Source organism: Gardnerella swidsinskii (assembly GCF_003397705.1).
Taxonomy (GTDB): Bacteria; Actinomycetota; Actinomycetes; order Actinomycetales; family Bifidobacteriaceae; genus Bifidobacterium; species Bifidobacterium swidsinskii.
On sequence record NZ_QJVB01000002.1, the window covers coordinates 248,815 to 268,712 of the forward strand.

Sequence of the window (19,898 nt, forward strand, 5' to 3'; positions counted from 1 at the left end):
ATAATGAGCTACTCATTTTTCCTCCTTTCATGACAATCAGAGGCAAAACAAGCAAGCAAAAGCAAGCGTGTCGATAGCTCTCCGCAGCGAATGCCGACTCGCTGCGACAGTCCTTGGTATATTAAGCCAAGTCCCAGCTCACTACTTTTGGGATTATTAAGCAGTAAACTTCGGCGCTCTCCCCTTTTGTAAGCAATTAACGCTTTCCCTAGCTCATGCTTACTACTCTTGTCGAGCGCGACCTCTGGTCGATGGTGTTCATTATTAGTACGACTTGCAGACAAACAGTAAAAAATACGGCGTGGCGCATAAAAATTAAAAAATAATAACAAAAAACGCCACCCCAAAAAGAGGTGACGTTTAAAATTTGTGGAGCTAGGGGGATTCGAACCCCCGACCCCCTCCATGCCATGGAGATGCGCTACCAGCTGCGCCATAGCCCCGTTTTTACTTATGCCGTTCAAACGAACCTTTGATAGGTTACAACAAATAGCCGTTCTATCCAAATGCGGCGTGTCGAATTCAACTTACAAATTCCAAAAATCCTGCGAATTCTACTAACAATTTAGTCGCCAATTCGGCAAACCAATTCAAGAACCAATTCGAAAATTAGTTACCATTGGCACTTCCAGATTGATCACCATTACCAGGAGAAGTTACATTGTTTGAAGAACCAGTAGATCCCGAAGATCCAGCAGATCCAGCACCTGCATCAGAACTATCAGCACCCGATCCACTATTCCCACTAGCAGCATCACCTGAATTCGTTCCTGAATCATTGTTAGTATCACTACCTAAATCATTATCGGAATGACCACCTGTCGAACTATCTGCATTTTCATTGCCATGTTCATCATTTTCATCTTCATTACCATCTTTACTATCAGAATCATCATGAGATTTCTTATGGTCTTGATTAGTATTCGTATTAAGACGTTGCTTAGGTTGTGGTTGATTTTGCTGTTGCTCATGACTAATTTCTTCAGGCTTATCAATATTGTCTGTGCCTTTTCCTTGTGTAAACAAAAGAACAGCACCTGCAGTAACAATAACAGCCATAAGAGCACTTATAACAGCAACAACAATTGTTGTACGATGATCGTTTCTATTTTGGTAAGATCTAGAAGAGTAACCGTAGTTTTCACTAACAACCTTAGATAACGGCACCGGCTCTGGAATTGTGCCTTCCGACAGTTCCATGTCTTCTTCATGCTGTTCACGTAATTTCGACAATTCCAAAATACGCGTATTTTCTAATTCTGGATTACGGACTTGCGAACTAACAGTGCGTCCAAATCTTGCATCTTGAACAGCCATATTTTTGTCATCTGAAGGATCAGTATTACATTGCAACGAATTTGATGAATATTGCATATGAATATCATCTCCAATTCTTTTAGAATCAACATTCTCTAAACCATTTGAACGCACGCTAGAATCTGACACATTACTAAAATTAGACTGTTCTGTAGAAGTATTCGGATTTACTTCCGAAAGTTTACGCGATGAAGCGTGAATAACATTCTGATACAACTGTGATGCTACTGCTGAGACAATAGAACCAATAGCTACGCCAATAACTGAACCAGCAATACCAATTTTAGAAGCAAGTAAAAACGAAGTCACTGCAGCGAGCGATCCAGCTAATACTTGCGTAAACGATATGCCTTTGAAGAAATTCTTCACTTATGCACCTTAACTATTTATGCGAATATAATGCCAAAATGCATGGCAAATATGCAAATTCCACTACCAACATCATTACAACAATGATGGTATCACCCTACGCAAAAATTGCACAGTATTGCCAGAGCATTCTTACAACAAAATCACAAGTCTTATATACATAAAACTTAGCTACACAAAACTGAAATACCTAAGACTTAGCAACCTCAAAATCTCTATCTTTATAAGAAAGCTCACAATTCGCTTTTTTATCACAATAATGCTCACCTAAGCTTGCAGTAATAATTGCAGCAAATATTAAAGCAAATCCCACAAAAGCCATATTAGAAACATGCTCATGAAAAAGAACAGTAGAGAATAAAAGCGTGAACAAACTTTCAGTGCACATAATCACAGAAGCGTTTGCAGTAGAAAGATTCACCAAACTATAGTTTTGCATAATTTGTGCAACTACTGTTACTACTACTGTAAGGTAGAACATATTAGCAAAAATAGAGAAATGATCAGCAGCGTTAAAGTTTGGCAAAGGCTCACAAATAAGCGCACCAGCTACAAAAAGTACGCCTGAAACAACAAATTGCCCAAAAGTTAACGTAACTGGATTATATTTACGAGAATAATACGCAAGGAACGTAAGATTAAAAGCAAAAATTGCAGCACATAATAGAGTAAGAAAATCTCCATAAGACAATGTGAGCACAAGCATTCCAGGTTTTAATGCCACAAAACCTACTCCAGCAACGCACATAACTGCAGCTACTAATCCTAAAAGAGTTGGCTTTTTCTTGACGATTAACCAAGCAGAAAATGGCGTAATTACGCAATATGCTGCTGTCAAAAACGCGCTACGACCTGGATCAATTGAACGTAACCCTTCAGTTTGCAAAATTAAAGTAGCATAATACGTAATTCCAGTTAGCAAAGAAGGAACAATAAGCTTTTTTGTAAAAGTTTTACGAAGCGTACCGAAAAAAATAACAGCCATAATTGTGCAAGCTCCAACCATACGAATGCCCATAAGCCATTGCACAGGAAACACTTCAAGAGCATATTTTGAAGAAACATAGCTGCCACCCCAAATAGCAGCACAAATCAACAACATAATCTGAGCAGTATGAACACTTTTGCCTTGAGGCATGCCCGATTTATCCGAAAGCGGTTCAGCTATAGATTTAGCTGTTTCATATTTCACCTTCATAATGTTTCCCCTTCAACTATAAAAGTTGATTCTTTAAAATTTTTCTTTTATAAAGCGTTTTAGCTTATAAAATAGACAGAATAGCCGTAAAATCGTGAAAAGTACAACTTTCTGGCGTTCCTTCGTAAAATTTCCGATATACGCTTCAGAAAACAGTGGCAATCAAGTATTTTGCTGTATAAATTTCGCCCACGAAACTATTGAAGAATTGGGTGATTTATATCACAACTTACAATTTTTTTACGCTACACACTCGTATACACTTTTAAATCAGCGTAATGTAGCAATGTAGGCTTATAAATTGCATACGAAGAAAGTACGCAATCTTGTTAGGAAAGGAATATTATGGCAACTCTTAGCGCAGATATGAAAGAATTTATTGCGAATAATTTGGCTTGGATTGCAACAGTAAGCAAAGATGGCGAGCTTGATTTGGGACCAAAAATGTCTATGTTCGTACTCGACGACAACCACCTTGCCTACCACGAACGCACTGCAGGTCAGCATTATAAGAACTTGCAAGACGGCAGCCAGCTGGTTGTAGCAGTTGCTAATTTGGCAGAAAAGAAAGGCTATCGCTTCCGCGGAACCGTCACCCTTCACACTGATGACGCGATTTACGAAGAACAGGTACGTGTGGCTGAAGAAAAAGGTACGAAGAAGCCGGCTGCAGTTCCAGTTATGGAAATCACTGAGATTCAGGACTTGACTTCTGGAGCTACTGCCGGCAAAACTATTGCAAAAGATTAATTTATAGCTGCACAAAACGCCGAATTAGTACGTCTATAGTAGGCGTCATACAATATCGAGTGGCGTTCGTCCTCAACGGCGAAGATGAACACCACTCAATTCTTTTACTTGATTATTTGGTTGTCACTAATTTACTTGCTTTCTTTACGCAATGCTTGCAGTCTAGCGTTCATTTCTTTCGCTTTCTTCTTCTCGAAGTAATAAATTATTGCAGCAATCGCAATCGGGAAAATAACAGTGAACGCAATCCATCCGCAAATCACAGCTGGCTCATCTTTGAACGAAATCCACCCAACAATCACCGATACAATAAATTGAATAGCAATTGGTGGTACTAGTGCAAAAACGAACTTTGCAAGATTTGACATACGCTCATTCGACCAAAAAATAGCGAATACTCCATAGCTTATGCCTATAACAAACGTTGCTACAGCATAAGATGCAATTCTGTTTCCAACCGCAGTATTTGCTAACAAGCTCGACACAAAACTGATTGCAGTAAAAATAGTGCACCCTATGCCAATGCCATTAACAATGTTTTTTACCATTGTTTTACCAAAAGTTGTAACTTGCTTTTCCATAATAATCGTTTCCTTTTTAAGTATTAAAATCTTGTATTAAAAAATTAGTATTAAAAATTTTGATAGTTTTATATTCAACTACGCTTAAAACTACATTCCTAAGCGCTTTTTGAACCCTGCTAAGCATCTGCGACTAATCCACTCAACGCTTCCGTCGTCCATTTTTACGCTCATACTTCCGCCGAATCCTGGATCGACTCGAACAATGCGATTCAAGTTCACGATTGCGGATTTAGATATGCGCACAAACGACGCGAATTGCGGATTGTCGAAATCCATTAGGCGCTTGTAAGAAACGCACTCACCTTTATCACTGTGAATGATTACGCGCGAATTTTCAACGCAAATCATAATCACATCCGGCTCGTGCATAACAATAATCGAATCGTTAATATAACCGTATATGAATGGATTATTATTGCTTAATTTATCTGAAGTATTAATTTCAGTATTATTTTCAGCACTTCTTACATTTGCATCATTTGAGTCAATGCTTTGTAACTGAGCGATAATGCGCTTAAGCTCATCGTCAATATTGTGAATTGACAACTGAACTGACTGCTCTTCCTCAGGCGGAACAATAGCAATAGTTACTTTCATCAAGCCTCCTTTCCGTGCACTACTGTTAGCGTTTGTTAGCTTTTTGTTTTGTAATTTTGACTATACGGCACTGTAAATAGTCTGTCTTTACAAAATCGCTAAACGGTAGCTTTCGGTAATTAAGCGGTAAAAAGGAGATATTACGCAGATTAAGCCGCCCCCCAAATGCGAATAAGACGCTGGCTTGTAGGGTCAGCTGCAGGACCTTGATCATAAGCATCCAAACGCCAATGAATCGAACCATCCGCGTTAAGACTTGGAATTAAGCGCGCCCAGCGGCCATTTCCCATGCCACCAATCGTTTTGTAAGAAGGATCTACTTTATCTAATCCAAGCAGCTTATGAACAGTTTGCGAAAGGCAAGAGCCATGCGAAAACACTAGCAAATCGCGGTCTGCGCCAGTTTTGCGAGTCCAATCTTCTACTGCAGTAGCAGCGCGCTCTCCTACTTCCTGCTTAGCTTCAGCACCATGACGAAGCTCCCCGCCTTTACCTTCGACCCAAGCTTTGAAATCTTCCGGCCACTGTTCGCTAATCTGCTGGCGATTCAAACCTTCCCACTCGCCAAAGAAACGCTCGCGCACACCATTTTCAACTTGCACATGAAGCCCAATCTTATCTGCAAAAGCATGAGCTGTCTGCTGCGCGCGAATAAGCGGAGAAGCAATCGCCACAAAACTCGCGTCCGCTTCTTCCGCTGTAATGCGCACATGCTCAGCGCTGTTCGGATCCTTTGGATCTTCTAAGTCAGAAGCACCAAAAAGCACGCGCAAAGCTTTTCCAGAGCGAGTTACCTGATCCATTCCAGACTCATCCAAAGCAATATCAATCATGCCTTGCAAACGGAACTGTGCATTATACGGAGTTTGACCGTGGCGAATAAGCATAACAGAACGAGCAATTCCTTCATGCGCACTATTAATGGAATTATTTACGTTACTCGCAACATTTTCTACGAAATCAACCATGGTTTGTACCGTACTTTCTTCTTATTATTCAGTTTTGCTAGAATCTTCAGTTTCGCTAGCATGCTCTGGCAGCTGCAAATCGATTGCCGGGCAATCATTCCACAGGCGTTCCAAGCGGTAGAATGCTCGTGCTTCCTCATGCATTACATGAACTACAAAATCGCCAAAATCAAGCAAAATCCACTGTGCTAATTCCAAGCCTTCACGAGATAAAGCCTTGCGTTTGTTGTCTTTCAAGTACAAGTCTTTTTCGATTTCTTCTGCAACAGCCAATACTTGACGCTCGTTTGAAGCAGAAACAACTAACATAGCATCCGTAATACCAAGCAAATCGCTTACATCAAAAGCCTGCTCGTTCGTTGCTTTCAAACGGTCTGCAGCAGCGGCAGCAATACGAATTGCACTAATTGAGCTTTCTAAAGCTGTCATAACGTTACTACTCCTTAATTCTCCAACAAACGCTTTTTAGCGTTCCCAAGCTGGCTTCCAATTTTCGACTACATGCTGAGTATTTTCAGAGTACACCATAGAATCAGCCGGAACATCGTGACGTACCACCGATCCAGCGCCGGTAGTAACATCATCTCCCACAGTAACCGGTGCTACAAACAGGTTTCCTGCACCAACGTGAGCACCAGAACCAATCGTAGTATGATTCTTATGCACTCCGTCATAATTTGCAGTAATCGTACCGCCACCAATATTCGTATGCTCACCCAAATCAGCATCGCCAATATAGCTTAAATGAGGTACTTTAGTGCCATTTCCAATATGAGCTTTCTTCATTTCTACGAAAGCTCCTGCTTTACTTTCCTCACCAAGTACGTTTCCTGCACGCAAATACGTCCAAGGACCAATGTTTGCAGCCCTACAAATATGCGATTCCTGTACACGCGAACGTTCAACCACAACATCCTCATCAATTTGCGCATCAATAAGAGTCGTGTAAGGGCCAACTACAGCACCACTTGCAACCGTAGTACGACCTTGAAGGAAGCACCCAGGAAGCACAGTAACATCTTGTGCGAGCGTAACACTATCTTCAATCCAAGTAGTATCAGGGTCAAGAATAGTTACACCTTCAAGCATCCATTTTTCGCACACGCGCTTATTATGTGCTTTTGCGAGCGCAGCTAATTGCACACGATTATTTACGCCCTCTACAGTAAGCGGATCTGGAGCAGACATTGCACCAACATGACCAAACTTTCGGGCATGTTCCAAAGCATCAGTCAAATAGAACTCACCTTGGGCATTTTGAGAGTTAAGATCTGCAATTGCGTCACATAATACAGTCGCATCGAATACATATACAGAAGTGTTCACTTCATGAATAGCAAGCTCTCCAGCATTTGCATCCTTATGCTCAACAATACGCAAAACGTCACCGTTTGCTTCGCGCACAATACGACCGTATCCAGTTGCATCGTCTAATACTGCTGTAAGAACTGTTGCCACATTGTTATTATTATTGTGAAAATCAACTAAAGACTGCAAAGTTTGCGTATCAAGTAGCGGCATATCGCTTGCGGCAATCAGCACAGCTCCTTTTAATGCTTCACCAGTTTCGTTTTTAGCAATTTCGTTAAGATCTTTAATAGCACATTGCACTGCTCTGCCGGTTCCAGGAGTTTCGTCCTGATTTACAATATGCACATTTTCGTTATAGCTAATAGCAGCAGCAGCTACGCGTTCAGCTTGAGCATGCACAACTACAGCTAGTTTTTTAGGATTTACGCCATTCATGGCATCCATAACACGATTGAGAAATGTTTTACCAGCAAATGGATGTAGTACTTTCGGAGTTTCTGAACGCATACGCGTCCCATCGCCTGCTGCCAAAATTATTGCCGCAGTTACATCATGCTTTTCCACGCATACGCTCCTTATACTATTTTAATAAATTTCGCTGTATGTAATTCTATTACTTATTAGCAGCGTTCAAAACAAAAAACGCCACTCGATTCAACGAGTAGCGCTTCAAGTAAGCTCCCTCACCTGGATTCGAACCAAGACAAAGGGTTCCAAAGACCCGTGTGCTGCCATTACACCATGAGGGAACGGCGGAAAAACCGCCAAGTCACTATTATGCCATAATATCGAAAAACGTCAAATTGGCGTGCCGAAAAGCAAACCGTACGAAATCAATACTTAAGCAAATAAGAATCCTTGTCCGTGATGCTCAGGATAAGTGTCAAAAAGCTTAGCAACCGAACCATCCTCAAACACTGCTTTAATAGCACTTGCAAGAAGCGGAGCAATTGAAAGAACAGTCAAACCATCCCAACGCTTCTCTTCTGGAATAGGCACAGTATCAGTCAAAACAACTTCCCTAGCACCACAAGATTTCAAACGTTCGACTGCAGGACCAGAAAGCACGCCGTGAGTTGCAACAACTGTAACAGACTTAGCTCCAGCTTCCTTCAACACATTGCAAGCTCCTGCAATAGTTCCTGCAGTATCGATCAAGTCGTCAACCATAACGCAATCGCGTCCAGCAACGTCACCAACGACGCGATTTGCAACCGTCTTATTAGGGCAAGTGATATCGCGAGTTTTGTGCACAAAAGCCAAAGGACCGCCACCTAAGCGCTGAGCCCACTGTTCTGCTACGCGAATACGACCAGCATCAGGAGACACAACAGTTACGTTTGCAAGATCATCGCGGAAACGATCACGTACGTAATCAACCAAAACTGGCATAGCAATCAAGTGATCAACAGGACCGTCGAAGAATCCTTGAGACTGAGCTGCATGCAAATCGACGCTCATAATGCGATCAGCACCAGCAGTCTTTAGCAAATCAAACATCAAGCGGCAAGAAATAGGTTCGCGACCGCGATGCTTTTTATCTTGTCGAGAATAACCAAGCAACGGGCATACTGCAGTAATTGAACGAGCAGAAGCCCTCTTCAAAGCGTCAATCATAATTAACTGTTCCATAATGGACTTGTTAACAGGATCACTGTGGCTTTGAAGCACGAATACATCTGTACCACGCACAGATTGCGTATAGCGAACATACATTTCACCATTAGCAAAATCGTATGCCGTAGTTTCAAGTACATCAATTCCAAGCTGATCAGCTACATCACGAGCAAGCTTCGGATGTGCGCGACCGGTAACGAGAACAAGGTTTTTATCTGGCTTTCCTTCAAGGACGATGCTCACCATATCTCCAAACATTAGTTCGCTTTAATTCGCGAAATGAACATAATCAATACTAACTTTTTGCACAGACGATAAACGACAAGCCTACAAAATCAATAATTACGCACGATATAAACCATGCTTAACTATGTATTGAACTACTCCATCTGGAACTAAATACCACACCGGCTCACCATGCTCAGCTCGACGACGAACATCAGTAGAAGAAATAGACAACGCTGGAATCTCTAAAATATCAACCGGCAAATGCGTAGAATCACAATGAACCATATCGTCACGATTCGCTGCAATACCAGTATCATTCGTATGCATTTGGCGAGGCATTAACGGAGAATTAGAATCTGCTAACTTTTCTGGCCTCGAATAGCCAGGACGAGTAACAGCCACAAATCGAGCCAAATTCCACATTTCGCGCGCATTTTTCCATTGCATTATTTCAGCAATAGCGTCAGCTCCAGTAATAAAGAAAAGTTCCGCATCAGGATGTTGAGCACGTATATCTCGCAAAGTATCGATAGTATAAGTAACTCCAGGGCGATCAATATCAACCCTAGAAACAGTGAACTTTGGATTTGAGGCTGTGGCAATAACAGTCATTAAATAACGATCTTCTGCATTCGTAACTTTTTTATCAAGCTTAAAAACAGGCCTACCGGTAGGAACGAAAATAACTTCGTCAAGATCATAAACCCAAGCAACTTCCGAAGCCGCAACCAAGTGACCATTGTGTATTGGATCGAATGTGCCGCCCATAATTCCAATGCGCTGACGTTCATGCACATTGCCACGAGCAGAAGTACGTTTATGAACTGAATTCACAACCGCAGGAGGAGCCGCTTCTTTACCAGTAAACGCGCCATGAAATAGGTCAGACATGCGACGTTCTGCATCTTCGTGAATTTCAGGACTCATTCGCTTCAGATTCCTTGTCTTCCACTTGAGTTTCATTCACTAATCCAGATGCAACATTTGCACTATCCGGATTAATATTGCCCATTTCTTCATCCCACTCATCTTTTACGACACGCTGGATTTCGGCAAAAGTTGGAAGAGGGAAATCTGGTTGATACGCACCACGAATTTTCGCTACAGATTCCGAAATTTTAGCAAGCATGGATGTCATGCCATCAATATCATGATCACGTTCTAATTCGCTAAACTTAATAATATTCTTTTCCATATTGCGAACATTTTTAAGAACATTATTAAACGAAGTTTCATCAGGAATAGTCACATCATTCGAATCAGAATCTGGCCAGCCCATCAACACTGCGTCAGCATACTCAAGCGATGAACGTTGCGATGCAGAAGCAATACCATCTTCAATTTGCACCAAAAAAACATATCGCACAATGGACAAACGTTCAGCAGCAACATCAAGCGCCTCAGCTGTACTCAAATTCACGTCATTATTAGGCATACTCTTACCTTACCGCCACGTAACTATTAAAACCAGTACTACTCGCGTATCTGCCCATCTCCGTAGCCGATCCATTTGGTTGTTGTCATTTCAAACAAACCCATAGGGCCTCTTGCATGCAATTTTTGCGTAGAAATACCAAGTTCTGCACCAAAACCAAACTCGCCGCCATCCGTAAAGCGCGTTGAAGCATTTACCATAACTACAGCGGAATCAACACTTGCAATAAAACTTTGAATAGTTGAATAATCTTCAGCAATAATGGTTTCAGTATGACCAGTAGAATATTTCGCAATATGAGAAGCTGCATCAGTATAATCATTTACAACTTTCACACCCATATTCAGCGACAAATATTCTCGCTTCCAATCTTCCTCAGTGGCACACTCAAGCTGCAATCCTTGAATATTAGCGGATTGTAAAATATCGTAAGATTTATCATCTGCATGCAAAATTACATTATGCTCAGCTAAAGCAGCAGCGATTTTTGGCAAAAATTCTTGCGCAACAGCTTTATGCACTAATAATTTTTCAGCAGCGTTGCACACGCCCACTCGTTGCGTTTTTGCATTAATAATAATCGGTACAGCTTTTTTAATATCAGCGCTTTTATCTACATAAATATGTACGTTTCCAGCTCCAGTCTCAATAACAGGGACCGTAGATTCTTGAACAACTGCTGCAATAAGATTTGCGCTACCTCTAGGCACAAGCACATCAATATGACCGTGAGCATGCATCATTGACGTAGCTCCGTCTCTTCCTAAATCATCAACAGACTGAATCAAATCAGCACTAAAGTTAGAATTTTTAAGAACCGATTGTATAACTTCAATACTCGCCTGATTCGTATGGAGAGCCGCGCTTCCACCACGCAAAATCGCAGCATTTCCAGATTTAATACACAAAGCAGCTACATCAATAGTTACGTTTGGACGAGCTTCGTAAATCATTCCCATAACGCCCATTGGAACTCGAATTTGCGAAAGTTTAATGCCATTAGGAAGAGTGTATCCGCGAACAACCTCTCCTACAGGATCTTGCAATTGTGCAATTTTTCGCACGCTTTTTGCAGAAGCTTGGATTCGCTCTTCGTCAAATTTAAGCCTGTCGAGCTTTCCAGCATCCATTCCTTTAGCTTCAGCTTCTTTAAGATCTTTTTTGTTAGCCTCAGCAATATTTGAAGCTGAAGATTCTAAGGCATCTGCCATTTTTTCGAGAAGCGCATTTTTTGCGCGAGTGTCTGCATGAGCAAAATTACGCCACGCTTTGCGCGCACAATCCGCACGAGCATTCACTAAATCATCAACAGACAACGTTTCCCCCTATAGATTATTTGCCTAATCGCCAATTAATTAATAGTAAAACAAAAGCATTTATACATATGAGATTAGCACACGCCCATTCGCCCAGTACTTCAGGTACCATAATTTGATATAAGTTGTGTAAATAATTTACATAAATAATCTATGTAAGTAAAAAATATTTTTTATAAACAGACGGTTACGGAGTTATTATGGCAGCAGATACAACTATTTTCCATAGCACTCGTTCGCTTAAGCCAACATGCACATCAAAAGAGGCAATACGTAAAGGAATTGCTGAAGATGGCGGATTATTTGTAGCTGATAGCCTTGGTAGCGAACGTTACGATATTTCTAAATTGCAAGGCAAATCGTATCAAGAAATTGCGCAGGATATTTTGCAACTGTTGCTGCCTGATTATACTTCAGAAGAGCTTTCTTCTTGCATTAAACTGGCATACGGCAATCAATGGGCTAATAACGCTATTACTCCACTTCAGCAGCTTGGAAACACTAGCGATTTTGTTATGGAACTTTTCCATGGTCCTACTTGCGCGTTTAAAGACGTTGCTTTGCAAATGTTGCCACAATTAATGTCTCGCACTAAAACTCAACACGAGAACGAATCTGATATTGAAAAAAGCGTTATGATTCTAACTGCAACTTCTGGAGATACAGGTAAAGCTGCTTTGGCTGGTTTTGCTGATGTTCCAGGCACTTCTATGGTTACTTTTTATCCAGAAGGAAAAGTTAGCCGCGTTCAAGAATTGCAAATGACTACGCAGGTGGGCGAAAATGTGAAAGTTTGCGCAGTTCGAGGCAATTTTGACGATGCTCAAACTGGCGTAAAACAGATTTTCACCAATAGTGAGCTTAATAAAAATATTGAAGAATCTGCGAATATTGAATTGTCTTCTGCTAATTCAATAAATGTTGGACGACTCGTGCCGCAAGTCGTGTACTATTTTGCGGCTTATAAGCAACTTGTTGAGCGTAAAGCAATAGCTCTTGGAGACGAAGCTGAGTTTTGCGTACCAACCGGCAATTTTGGCGATATTCTTGCTGGATATTACGCAAAAATGCTTGGTCTTCCTGTAAAACATCTTATTGTTGCAAGCAATAGCAATAATGTTTTGTTTGATTTTTTGGTAAGCGGCACTTATAACCGTCAGCGCTCATTCCATCACACTGTTGCTCCTTCTATGGATATTTTGGTTTCTTCTAATTTGGAACGAATGCTTTATTACATGTGCGATAAAGACACGCGTTTAATACAAATGCTTATGAACGATTTACAGCAGTGGGGCGCTTTTGAGATTCCAGAAAATGTGCTTGCAAAGATTCGCTCACTGTTTGGCTGCGGTTGGGCAAATGAAGATCAAATTCGCGAAGCTATTTATGACTGCTGGAACAAGTACAAGTATGTAATCGACCCACATACTGCTTGCGGATTCTTCGTTATGCAAAATATTCCACATGACGAAAGCACACCTAGAGTATTGCTAAGCACTGCAAGCCCATACAAATTCCCTCGCGTTGTTGCTGAAGCTTTGAATATTGAGCATGTGCAAGATATGAATGATTTCAAATGCATGGACGCTCTTAGTAAAGCTACAGGAACTAAAGCTCCAAGCATGCTTAGAAATCTTGAAAATAAAACTCCACGCTTTAATGATGTTATTAATGTTGAAGATATGCCTGAGTATGTTTTAGCTCAAGCGCATAATTTCGCAAAATAATCATAAAGTTTTAAGCCAAAGAGGCTGGTTTACTTGTATAATCCAGCCTCTTTTACTATTCATTCGTTATTACTTTCAAATAAAGCTGCATACACTTCGTTAATAACGTTTAAATCATGACCTTTTCTTGCAGCTGCTGCGAAAAATCTTCGTCTTCGAACTAAAGGCTCAAGATTTCTCGTGCGCGAAGCCGTTTTGCGACCGAGTTCCCACGCTGCTTCAGTGAATACTCCAGAGTTTTGAGCAGAAGCTACATTTTGTGAAATAGCAGCAGGATCAACATTTTTACGCTGCAATTCCATTCGAGTAGCTCTAGCACCAAGAAGCCTCACTGCGCAAGAGCGAATCACCATTTGAGCGTATTGATTGTCATCGAGAAGATGCAATTCAAGCAAGCGATGAATAACCGCGTCAACAGCAACTTCCGTGTAACCTTTTTCTTTAAGCCTTTTGCGCATGTTCATCACAGAGCGAGGAGCATAATCTAAAAGCCTTAAAGCAGCTTCCCTGCAATCATCTTCACTACTATTGCAAAGTTCGTCGCTTAAATCACTTACTTTAGCGTTTTTTACATACGGCATGTTTTTTGTATTATTTTTTGCGCTTAAAAGTACTGACTTATGCGATATTTTTTTGCGAGTATGTGTCACTACACTATTACTTTCGTCATTTTCTTCAGCACGCTCTACTGGATGATCGCGAAGAAAATTCTCTACACTAATAGGCATATTGCATTCGCTTTACACTGTAATCTTATTATTACTTCGATTCGGATGACTTTTGTGCAGAATTTTTAGCTACAGAATCATCATCGAATTGATCTAGTTCAGAATCTTCAGCGAATTGATCTTCAGGATGCATTAAACCTAACGAAGCTTTGACTTTTTCGCTAATTTCTTCAGTAATAGCTGGATTATCTTTCAAGAATTTACGGACGTTTTCACGACCTTGTCCAAGCTGCTCACCTTCATAAGTAAACCAAGAACCAGATTTCTTAATAACTTCAGCTTGCAGTCCCATATCGATAACAGAACCTTCAGTCGAGATACCTTCTCCGTAAAGAACATCAAACTCAGCAGTTTTGAAAGGCGGAGCCATTTTATTCTTGACAATCTTAACTTTAGTTCGGTTGCCAACAGCTTCTTCGCCCTCTTTAATAGTAGAAACTCTGCGAATATCCATACGCACAGACGCATAGAACTTCAAAGCTTTACCACCAGTGGTAGTTTCAGGATTACCAAAGAATACGCCAATTTTTTCACGAAGCTGATTAATAAAAATAGCAGTAGTGCCAGCTTGTGAAAGAGCACCAGTCATCTTACGCAACGCCTGACTCATTAAGCGAGCTTGTAAGCCCACATGACTATCTCCCATATCGCCATCGATTTCAGCTTTAGGAACTAATGCCGCTACAGAATCAACAACAATAACATCTAACGCACCAGAACGAATAAGCATATCAGCAATTTCCAATGCCTGCTCACCATTATCTGGCTGAGAAACAATAAGAGCATCCGTGTCTACTCCAAGCTTTCGCGCATAGACAGGATCCAACGCATGCTCAGCATCAATAAATGCCGCTACCCCACCATTTTTTTGAGCATTTGCAACAATATGCAAAGCAAGAGTTGTTTTACCAGAAGACTCAGGACCGTAGACTTCAACTATTCGCCCTCTAGGAACACCGCCAATCCCCAAAGCAGTGTCCAACGCTAATGAACCAGTAGGAATAACTTCTACATCTTGCATAGGTCTATCACCTAAGCGCATTGCAGAACCTTTTCCATATTGTCGTTCAACATTGGCTAAAGCAGTTTCTAACGCTGCTTGGCGACGTGGATCTGTTTTATCCGCATCAATAAGGCGATTAATACTGCCTTTACTTTTTGTTTGCGCCATGTATGCTACTCCTTTCGCATGCCGTTATGTATCGAACGACCTTAGTTCCATACTAGATTCAAGTACAAGCATTTTTGTGCAATGTGGATAAAACATTTAATCCAAGCACTTAAACACTTAACTCAGCTTAAATCATCTCGACAAACATAAGTATACTACATATGCGAACATTTGTTCGATAGCGCGTGTCTTGATTACACCTCAACTACTTACAATCTTCGACATAAGCAATCAAGTCATTGGCTATTCTCAATAACTGAAATACAGTAGATTCGCGAACTTCTTGACGACTGCCAGATAATCTCAATTCAAAAACAAAAGCAGCACTTGATGGCGCAATTTTAGTTACGCTTTGACTTTCGATTTGAGCAAAATCATAATCATAGACGTTACTCACACAGCCATTTTCAAGTTCTTTACGAGCTACATCTTTAACAGAATCCATAACATCACTAACTTGAGGCAAAAATATTCCAGCATAAACTAAACCTGCTGGTTTATTACCATCAGGACCAGGACCTGCAACACCAGTTGTAGACAAGCCAATAATAGGAAAATTTGCACAACACTCACAATCTTCCTCATACGCCCATCCACTGCCACGATATATTTGAGCAGCTCCAATCGCCATTTGAAAAGCAACATCCTGGTAAACCGCGCCTTCAGATTGTAAAAGATTAGAATTTACGCCAAGAATTTTGGATTTAGCATGAATATCATAAGTGACAGCAGATCCACAAAAAACTCGTGACGCACCAGGAACAGAAACAAAAGCATCAGCCAAAAGCCCGCCAGTTAATGACTCTGCTGAAGCAATATGCATTCCTTTAATAAAACTTTTTTCCAATAGATTCGCAGCTAAAGAAACTGTATTAAAACCTGAAGAATTATTCATAATACGCTCGATATGATTGTAGCTTACGATTTTCCAAAACATAAACCCTTTAGGGATAATCTATGAAAAACCGTAAGCTACAAACAAGAAGTTTAACTCGTTATATTTTATTTACTTCACAGGAGACAAAGGCACTGCATTTTTTGCATCATCAACTTGAGATTCGCTATTTGAAGAACCCTCAAAGAAAGCACTATAGACATACAAAACTGCAGAATAGAAAGCAAAGCCCAAAGAAATACCAAGCAAGCCAAAAGCAACTGCATAGTAAGAAACCATCCAAGAAGGCAATGGATTAGCATGAAGAGTTGCAACAAGAGGTGCAATAATCATTGCAATACCAATCGACTGCGTAAGAGTCTTATATTTTCCTGCAGAGGATGCAGCAATTACCCTTCCACGAACATGAACAACATAAATTCGCACAAGAGTAATGGCAATTTCGCGAATCATGAACAAGATGGTTATCCACCAATAAATTTCGCCGAAAACAGAAGCAATAATAAGCGCAGCTAAAATAAGAATTTTATCCGCAATTGGATCAAGCAACTTACCTAATTCTGTAACCTTATGATATTTACGAGCCATCCACCCGTCAAGCTTATCCGTAGAAGCAGCTACAACAAACAGCACAAACGCAGCCCAACGCAACGAAACTGAATCAAAACCCCATATACCTGCTTTCAAATATAAAACAATAAAAACAAGCGAAAGCAAAATACGGATATAAGTCACAATATTCGGAGCATAATTCCAGCCAGCAAAAAATGATGACTTAGCTTTTTTCTTCATACACATAACCTTCATTCTACTGCAAAGTAAAAACTTCTAGCACATCACACAACTTGGTACTGCACATAACAATACAATATCTTATAACGAATCTGACTCACCACGAATAAAAGCCAAAACTTTTGGCAAATCTTCCGGCTGAACCAAAACTTCGCGAGCTTTAGAACCTTCAGAAGGTCCCACTACTCCTCGAGATTCAAGCAAATCCATCAATCGACCTGCCTTTGCAAAGCCAACGCGCAACTTGCGCTGAAGCATTGAAGTAGAGCCAAATTGCGAGCTAACAACAAGCTCAGCAGCCTGAAGCAACTCATCCATATCGTCGCCAATATCGCTAGTTTTAAGCTTGCTTTGAGCTTGAGCATCAGCTTTTTGAGCCATTTGCTCAATATCTTCACGATACTTTGGCTTGCGCTGCGTGCGAACATACTCAACAGCCTTACGAATTTCAGATTCACTCACCCACGAACCCTGCACACGCTGAGGCTTAGCAGCACCCATTGGAAGGAACAAAGCGTCGCCTTGACCAATCAAGGTTTCTGCGCCAACAGTATCGAGAATAACCCTTGAATCAGTAGCAGACGAAGTAGCAAAAGCCAAACGAGAAGGAATATTCGCCTTAATTAAACCTGTTACAACATCAACAGACGGACGCTGAGTAGCGAGAACCAAATGCACACCTGCAGCTCGAGCAAGCTGAGTAATACGCTGAATAGAACTTTCCACATCGTTCTTAGCAACCATCATCAAATCAGCCATCTCATCTACCACCACAAGTAAATACGGGTATGGAGCAACTTTTCGCTCAGATCCAGCCGGAGCATGAACCTTTCCTTCACGAACAGCCTTGTTGAAATCTTTAACATGACGGAAACCAAAGAATTGCAAGTCGTCGTAGCGAGCATCCATCTCTTTAACAACCCACTCAAGAGCCTGCGCAGCCTTCTTAGGATCCGTAATAATCGGAGTAAGCAAATGCGGAATGCCAGCATAAGCAGAAAGCTCCACGCGCTTAGGATCGACCATAATCATGCGAACTTGTTCAGGAGTTGCCCTCATAATAATCGAAGTAAGCATTGAGTTAATGAAACTCGACTTACCAGAACCAGTAGCACCAGCAACAAGCAAATGCGGCATTTTATCGAGAGCTGCAGTTACGAAATGACCTTCAACATCTTTTCCAACGCCTGTAAGCATAGGATTAGGGTCATTCATAGCTTTTTGCGAGCGCAGAACATCTCCCAAATGCACAATTTCGCGGTCGACGTTTGGAATTTCAATACCAATAGCAGACTTTCCTGGGATTGGCGACAAAATACGCACATCCGTGCTAGCTACAGCGTATGCAATATTTTTTTGCAAATTCGTAACTTTTTCAACTTTTACACCAGGACCAAGCTCAACCTCGTACTGCGTAACAGATGGCCCTCTAAGGAATCCAATAACGTGAGCGTCGACGTCAAATTGCTCAAAAGTAGAAGTTAGCGCACGAATAACGTTATCGTTTGCTGGAGTTCTCGCAACATGAGGCTTGCCATAAGCCAAAAGATTCAAATCAGGGAGCTTGTAAGGTTCAGAGGAAGAATCAAAAGAAGGCTCATTATTATTGCCAGCACCACTTTCACTGCCGGCAGCATTTTCATCATCTGAATCTTCTTGATCCCTGCGATATTGATCCATACGTTCAGCTGGAATACTTGACCACGGATCGCTTGCAGATAAAGAGGAATCACTCATAGGAGCTTTTGGCAATATTTCTTCAGGAACAGGCTTTGATGAAGATGAAACACTTCTAGGTGTAAGTCGACTCGAATTATTATCAGCATTTTCAAATTGAGAATTATTTGCAGCATTATTGTCTGAAGAGCTGCTCACAGTTCTTGCTTTACGAGGTTCAACTCTTTCAGGATTATCTGCACTATTACCGTGAGAAGCAGCATGCGAAAATGCGTCATCTCCAGCATATTCGTCAAGCAATTCCCCATTATTATTGCTGTTTTTACGCTTAAAGAATGATTTAAACAGTTTCAATACAGAAGACATTTGAGAAGATCCGCTATTATTTTTAGGCGATTCTTCATTGTGAGTTGGCACGCCATCTGCAAATTCCAAAGAATTGGTTTTGCTTTCAGAATTATCTTCTTCAGAGTTTCCTAAATCTTCAGAAGACTTTTTACTGTTATATTTAGCAAAAATAGTAACAACACTTTGAGCTATATCAGTTACATGAAGGTGAGCAATCATTAATATCGAAAAAATAGCAGCTACTACAAAAATAATAATTGCAAAAATACGAGAAAGACCCCACGATAGCGGAGATCCGAGCACAAATCCTAATAACCCACCTGACTTCTGTACAGTGTCTAAATTAAACGCTTTTCCGCGAGGTGCAGAAGAAATATCAAGAATTGAGCAAACAGACAACAATAGAATAATAAATCCGCTAATAACACGAGGATTACCAGAGCCAGCTCCACTGTTACGCATCAACCTAAAAGCAACAACGCTTAACCACACAGGCAGAACAACGCTCATAATTCCAAGCAAACTAGAAGACACAAAATGGAGACCTACTCCAATAAACCCACTAACTCTAAACCATTCTGATGCGCAGAACAAAATCGCAAGAACAAGCATAACGAAGCACAAACCGTCCCTGCGATATGCCTCATCGTATTCTCCAACACCAAAAAGCGAGCGCACTAACTTTCCTAAAGTTCTAGGCACAAACAGGAGAATTGTCTCCCACAATGGTTCACTAGGTGAAGCCTTACCAGCCATAAATACTCCTTCTGTGCATTACTTCATTGCGCACGCACAATTTAAGTCGGGAAACACCCTAACCATATCAGTTTACCCTATGTACTGTTTGGCTTGAAGGGTTACAAAACTAAC

General features: G+C 40.9%; 18 protein-coding genes, 2 tRNA genes and 1 riboswitch. Of the genes, 2 read left to right on the forward strand and 18 right to left on the reverse strand.

The genetic code is table 11. From position 1 onward, the window contains the following. Positions 1 to 66: 66 nt before the first annotated feature. A riboswitch (Lysine riboswitch) is annotated at positions 67 to 256 on the reverse strand. A gap of 114 nt (positions 257 to 370) precedes the next feature. The 3 genes from D0T18_RS03335 to D0T18_RS03345 form a co-directional block, all read right to left on the reverse strand. Then, positions 371 to 443: transfer RNA gene (locus tag D0T18_RS03335), tRNA-Ala, on the reverse strand. A gap of 166 nt (positions 444 to 609) precedes the next feature. Next, positions 610 to 1,686 carry a hypothetical protein gene (locus D0T18_RS03340; protein ID WP_064622000.1) on the reverse strand — a complete coding sequence of 359 codons (1,077 nt, stop codon included), beginning with the start codon at positions 1,684 to 1,686 and terminating at the stop codon, positions 610 to 612. Between the two features lie 190 nt (positions 1,687 to 1,876). Next, a complete protein-coding gene (locus D0T18_RS03345) occupies positions 1,877 to 2,884 on the reverse strand; it encodes a DMT family transporter (protein ID WP_116440477.1) in 1,008 nt (335 codons plus the stop codon). A 345-nt stretch (positions 2,885 to 3,229) separates the two neighbouring features. On the opposite strand from D0T18_RS03345, the gene D0T18_RS03350 reads away from it, so the two are divergent. Continuing rightward, positions 3,230 to 3,634, forward strand: a complete 405-nt coding sequence (locus D0T18_RS03350; RefSeq protein ID WP_004106472.1) for a pyridoxamine 5'-phosphate oxidase family protein — start codon at positions 3,230 to 3,232, stop codon at positions 3,632 to 3,634. Positions 3,635 to 3,765: 131 nt separating this feature from the next. On the opposite strand, the gene D0T18_RS03355 is transcribed toward D0T18_RS03350, so the two are convergent. The 10 genes from D0T18_RS03355 to D0T18_RS03400 all read right to left on the reverse strand — a co-directional run bounded on the left by D0T18_RS03355 (position 3,766) and on the right by D0T18_RS03400 (position 11,690). Beyond that, on the reverse strand, positions 3,766 to 4,215 hold the full coding sequence (locus D0T18_RS03355; protein WP_076002936.1) for a DUF3021 family protein: 450 nt from the start codon (positions 4,213 to 4,215) through the stop codon (positions 3,766 to 3,768). Positions 4,216 to 4,305: 90 nt separating this feature from the next. Next, positions 4,306 to 4,815, reverse strand: a complete 510-nt coding sequence (locus tag D0T18_RS03360; protein ID WP_004108298.1) for a LytTR family DNA-binding domain-containing protein — start codon at positions 4,813 to 4,815, stop codon at positions 4,306 to 4,308. 149 nt (positions 4,816 to 4,964) lie between these two features. Continuing rightward, positions 4,965 to 5,783 (reverse strand): histidine phosphatase family protein, encoded by an 819-nt coding sequence (locus tag D0T18_RS03365; protein ID WP_064621533.1) that lies wholly within the window; start codon positions 5,781 to 5,783, stop codon positions 4,965 to 4,967. 24 nt (positions 5,784 to 5,807) lie between these two features. After that, positions 5,808 to 6,212, reverse strand: coding sequence for a ribosome silencing factor (gene rsfS / locus D0T18_RS03370; protein WP_004108303.1), 405 nt, complete (start codon positions 6,210 to 6,212; stop codon positions 5,808 to 5,810). 36 nt (positions 6,213 to 6,248) lie between these two features. Beyond that, positions 6,249 to 7,658: a bifunctional UDP-N-acetylglucosamine diphosphorylase/glucosamine-1-phosphate N-acetyltransferase GlmU gene (glmU, locus tag D0T18_RS03375; protein WP_116440478.1), complete on the reverse strand. Its 1,410-nt coding sequence runs from the start codon at positions 7,656 to 7,658 to the stop codon at positions 6,249 to 6,251. Between the two features lie 114 nt (positions 7,659 to 7,772). Beyond that, positions 7,773 to 7,843 (reverse strand) — tRNA-Gln (locus D0T18_RS03380). Positions 7,844 to 7,934: 91 nt separating this feature from the next. Further along, positions 7,935 to 8,957 (reverse strand): ribose-phosphate diphosphokinase, encoded by a 1,023-nt coding sequence (locus D0T18_RS03385; RefSeq protein ID WP_032837849.1) that lies wholly within the window; start codon positions 8,955 to 8,957, stop codon positions 7,935 to 7,937. A 96-nt stretch (positions 8,958 to 9,053) separates the two neighbouring features. Beyond that, a complete protein-coding gene (gene nadD, locus D0T18_RS03390; RefSeq protein ID WP_012914348.1) occupies positions 9,054 to 9,866 on the reverse strand; it encodes a nicotinate-nucleotide adenylyltransferase in 813 nt (270 codons plus the stop codon). Then, the gene (locus D0T18_RS03395) at positions 9,856 to 10,374 is read right to left on the reverse strand and encodes a hypothetical protein (RefSeq protein WP_004108325.1); all 519 of its coding nucleotides are present in this window, start codon (positions 10,372 to 10,374) and stop codon (positions 9,856 to 9,858) included. The genes nadD and D0T18_RS03395 overlap by 11 nt, the downstream gene beginning before the upstream one ends. Positions 10,375 to 10,412: 38 nt before the next feature. Beyond that, on the reverse strand, positions 10,413 to 11,690 hold the full coding sequence (locus tag D0T18_RS03400) for a glutamate-5-semialdehyde dehydrogenase (RefSeq protein ID WP_116440479.1): 1,278 nt from the start codon (positions 11,688 to 11,690) through the stop codon (positions 10,413 to 10,415). A 200-nt stretch (positions 11,691 to 11,890) separates the two neighbouring features. Between D0T18_RS03400 and thrC the strand changes: the two genes are divergently transcribed. Then, a complete protein-coding gene (thrC, locus tag D0T18_RS03405) occupies positions 11,891 to 13,417 on the forward strand; it encodes a threonine synthase (protein ID WP_116440480.1) in 1,527 nt (508 codons plus the stop codon). 59 nt (positions 13,418 to 13,476) lie between these two features. On the opposite strand, the gene D0T18_RS03410 is transcribed toward thrC, so the two are convergent. The 5 genes from D0T18_RS03410 to D0T18_RS03430 form a co-directional block, all read right to left on the reverse strand. Next, the gene (locus D0T18_RS03410) at positions 13,477 to 14,145 is read right to left on the reverse strand and encodes a regulatory protein RecX (protein WP_064621599.1); all 669 of its coding nucleotides are present in this window, start codon (positions 14,143 to 14,145) and stop codon (positions 13,477 to 13,479) included. Between the two features lie 31 nt (positions 14,146 to 14,176). Continuing rightward, positions 14,177 to 15,316, reverse strand: coding sequence for a recombinase RecA (recA, locus tag D0T18_RS03415; protein ID WP_064621600.1), 1,140 nt, complete (start codon positions 15,314 to 15,316; stop codon positions 14,177 to 14,179). 205 nt (positions 15,317 to 15,521) lie between these two features. Then, a complete protein-coding gene (locus D0T18_RS03420; RefSeq protein ID WP_162861133.1) occupies positions 15,522 to 16,211 on the reverse strand; it encodes a CinA family protein in 690 nt (229 codons plus the stop codon). Between the two features lie 111 nt (positions 16,212 to 16,322). Then, positions 16,323 to 17,003 (reverse strand): CDP-diacylglycerol--glycerol-3-phosphate 3-phosphatidyltransferase, encoded by a 681-nt coding sequence (pgsA, locus tag D0T18_RS03425; RefSeq protein WP_004108344.1) that lies wholly within the window; start codon positions 17,001 to 17,003, stop codon positions 16,323 to 16,325. An 81-nt stretch (positions 17,004 to 17,084) separates the two neighbouring features. Beyond that, entirely contained in the window at positions 17,085 to 19,784 is a 2,700-nt protein-coding gene (locus D0T18_RS03430) for an FtsK/SpoIIIE family DNA translocase (RefSeq protein ID WP_116440482.1), read from the reverse strand. Positions 19,785 to 19,898 lie beyond the last annotated feature (114 nt).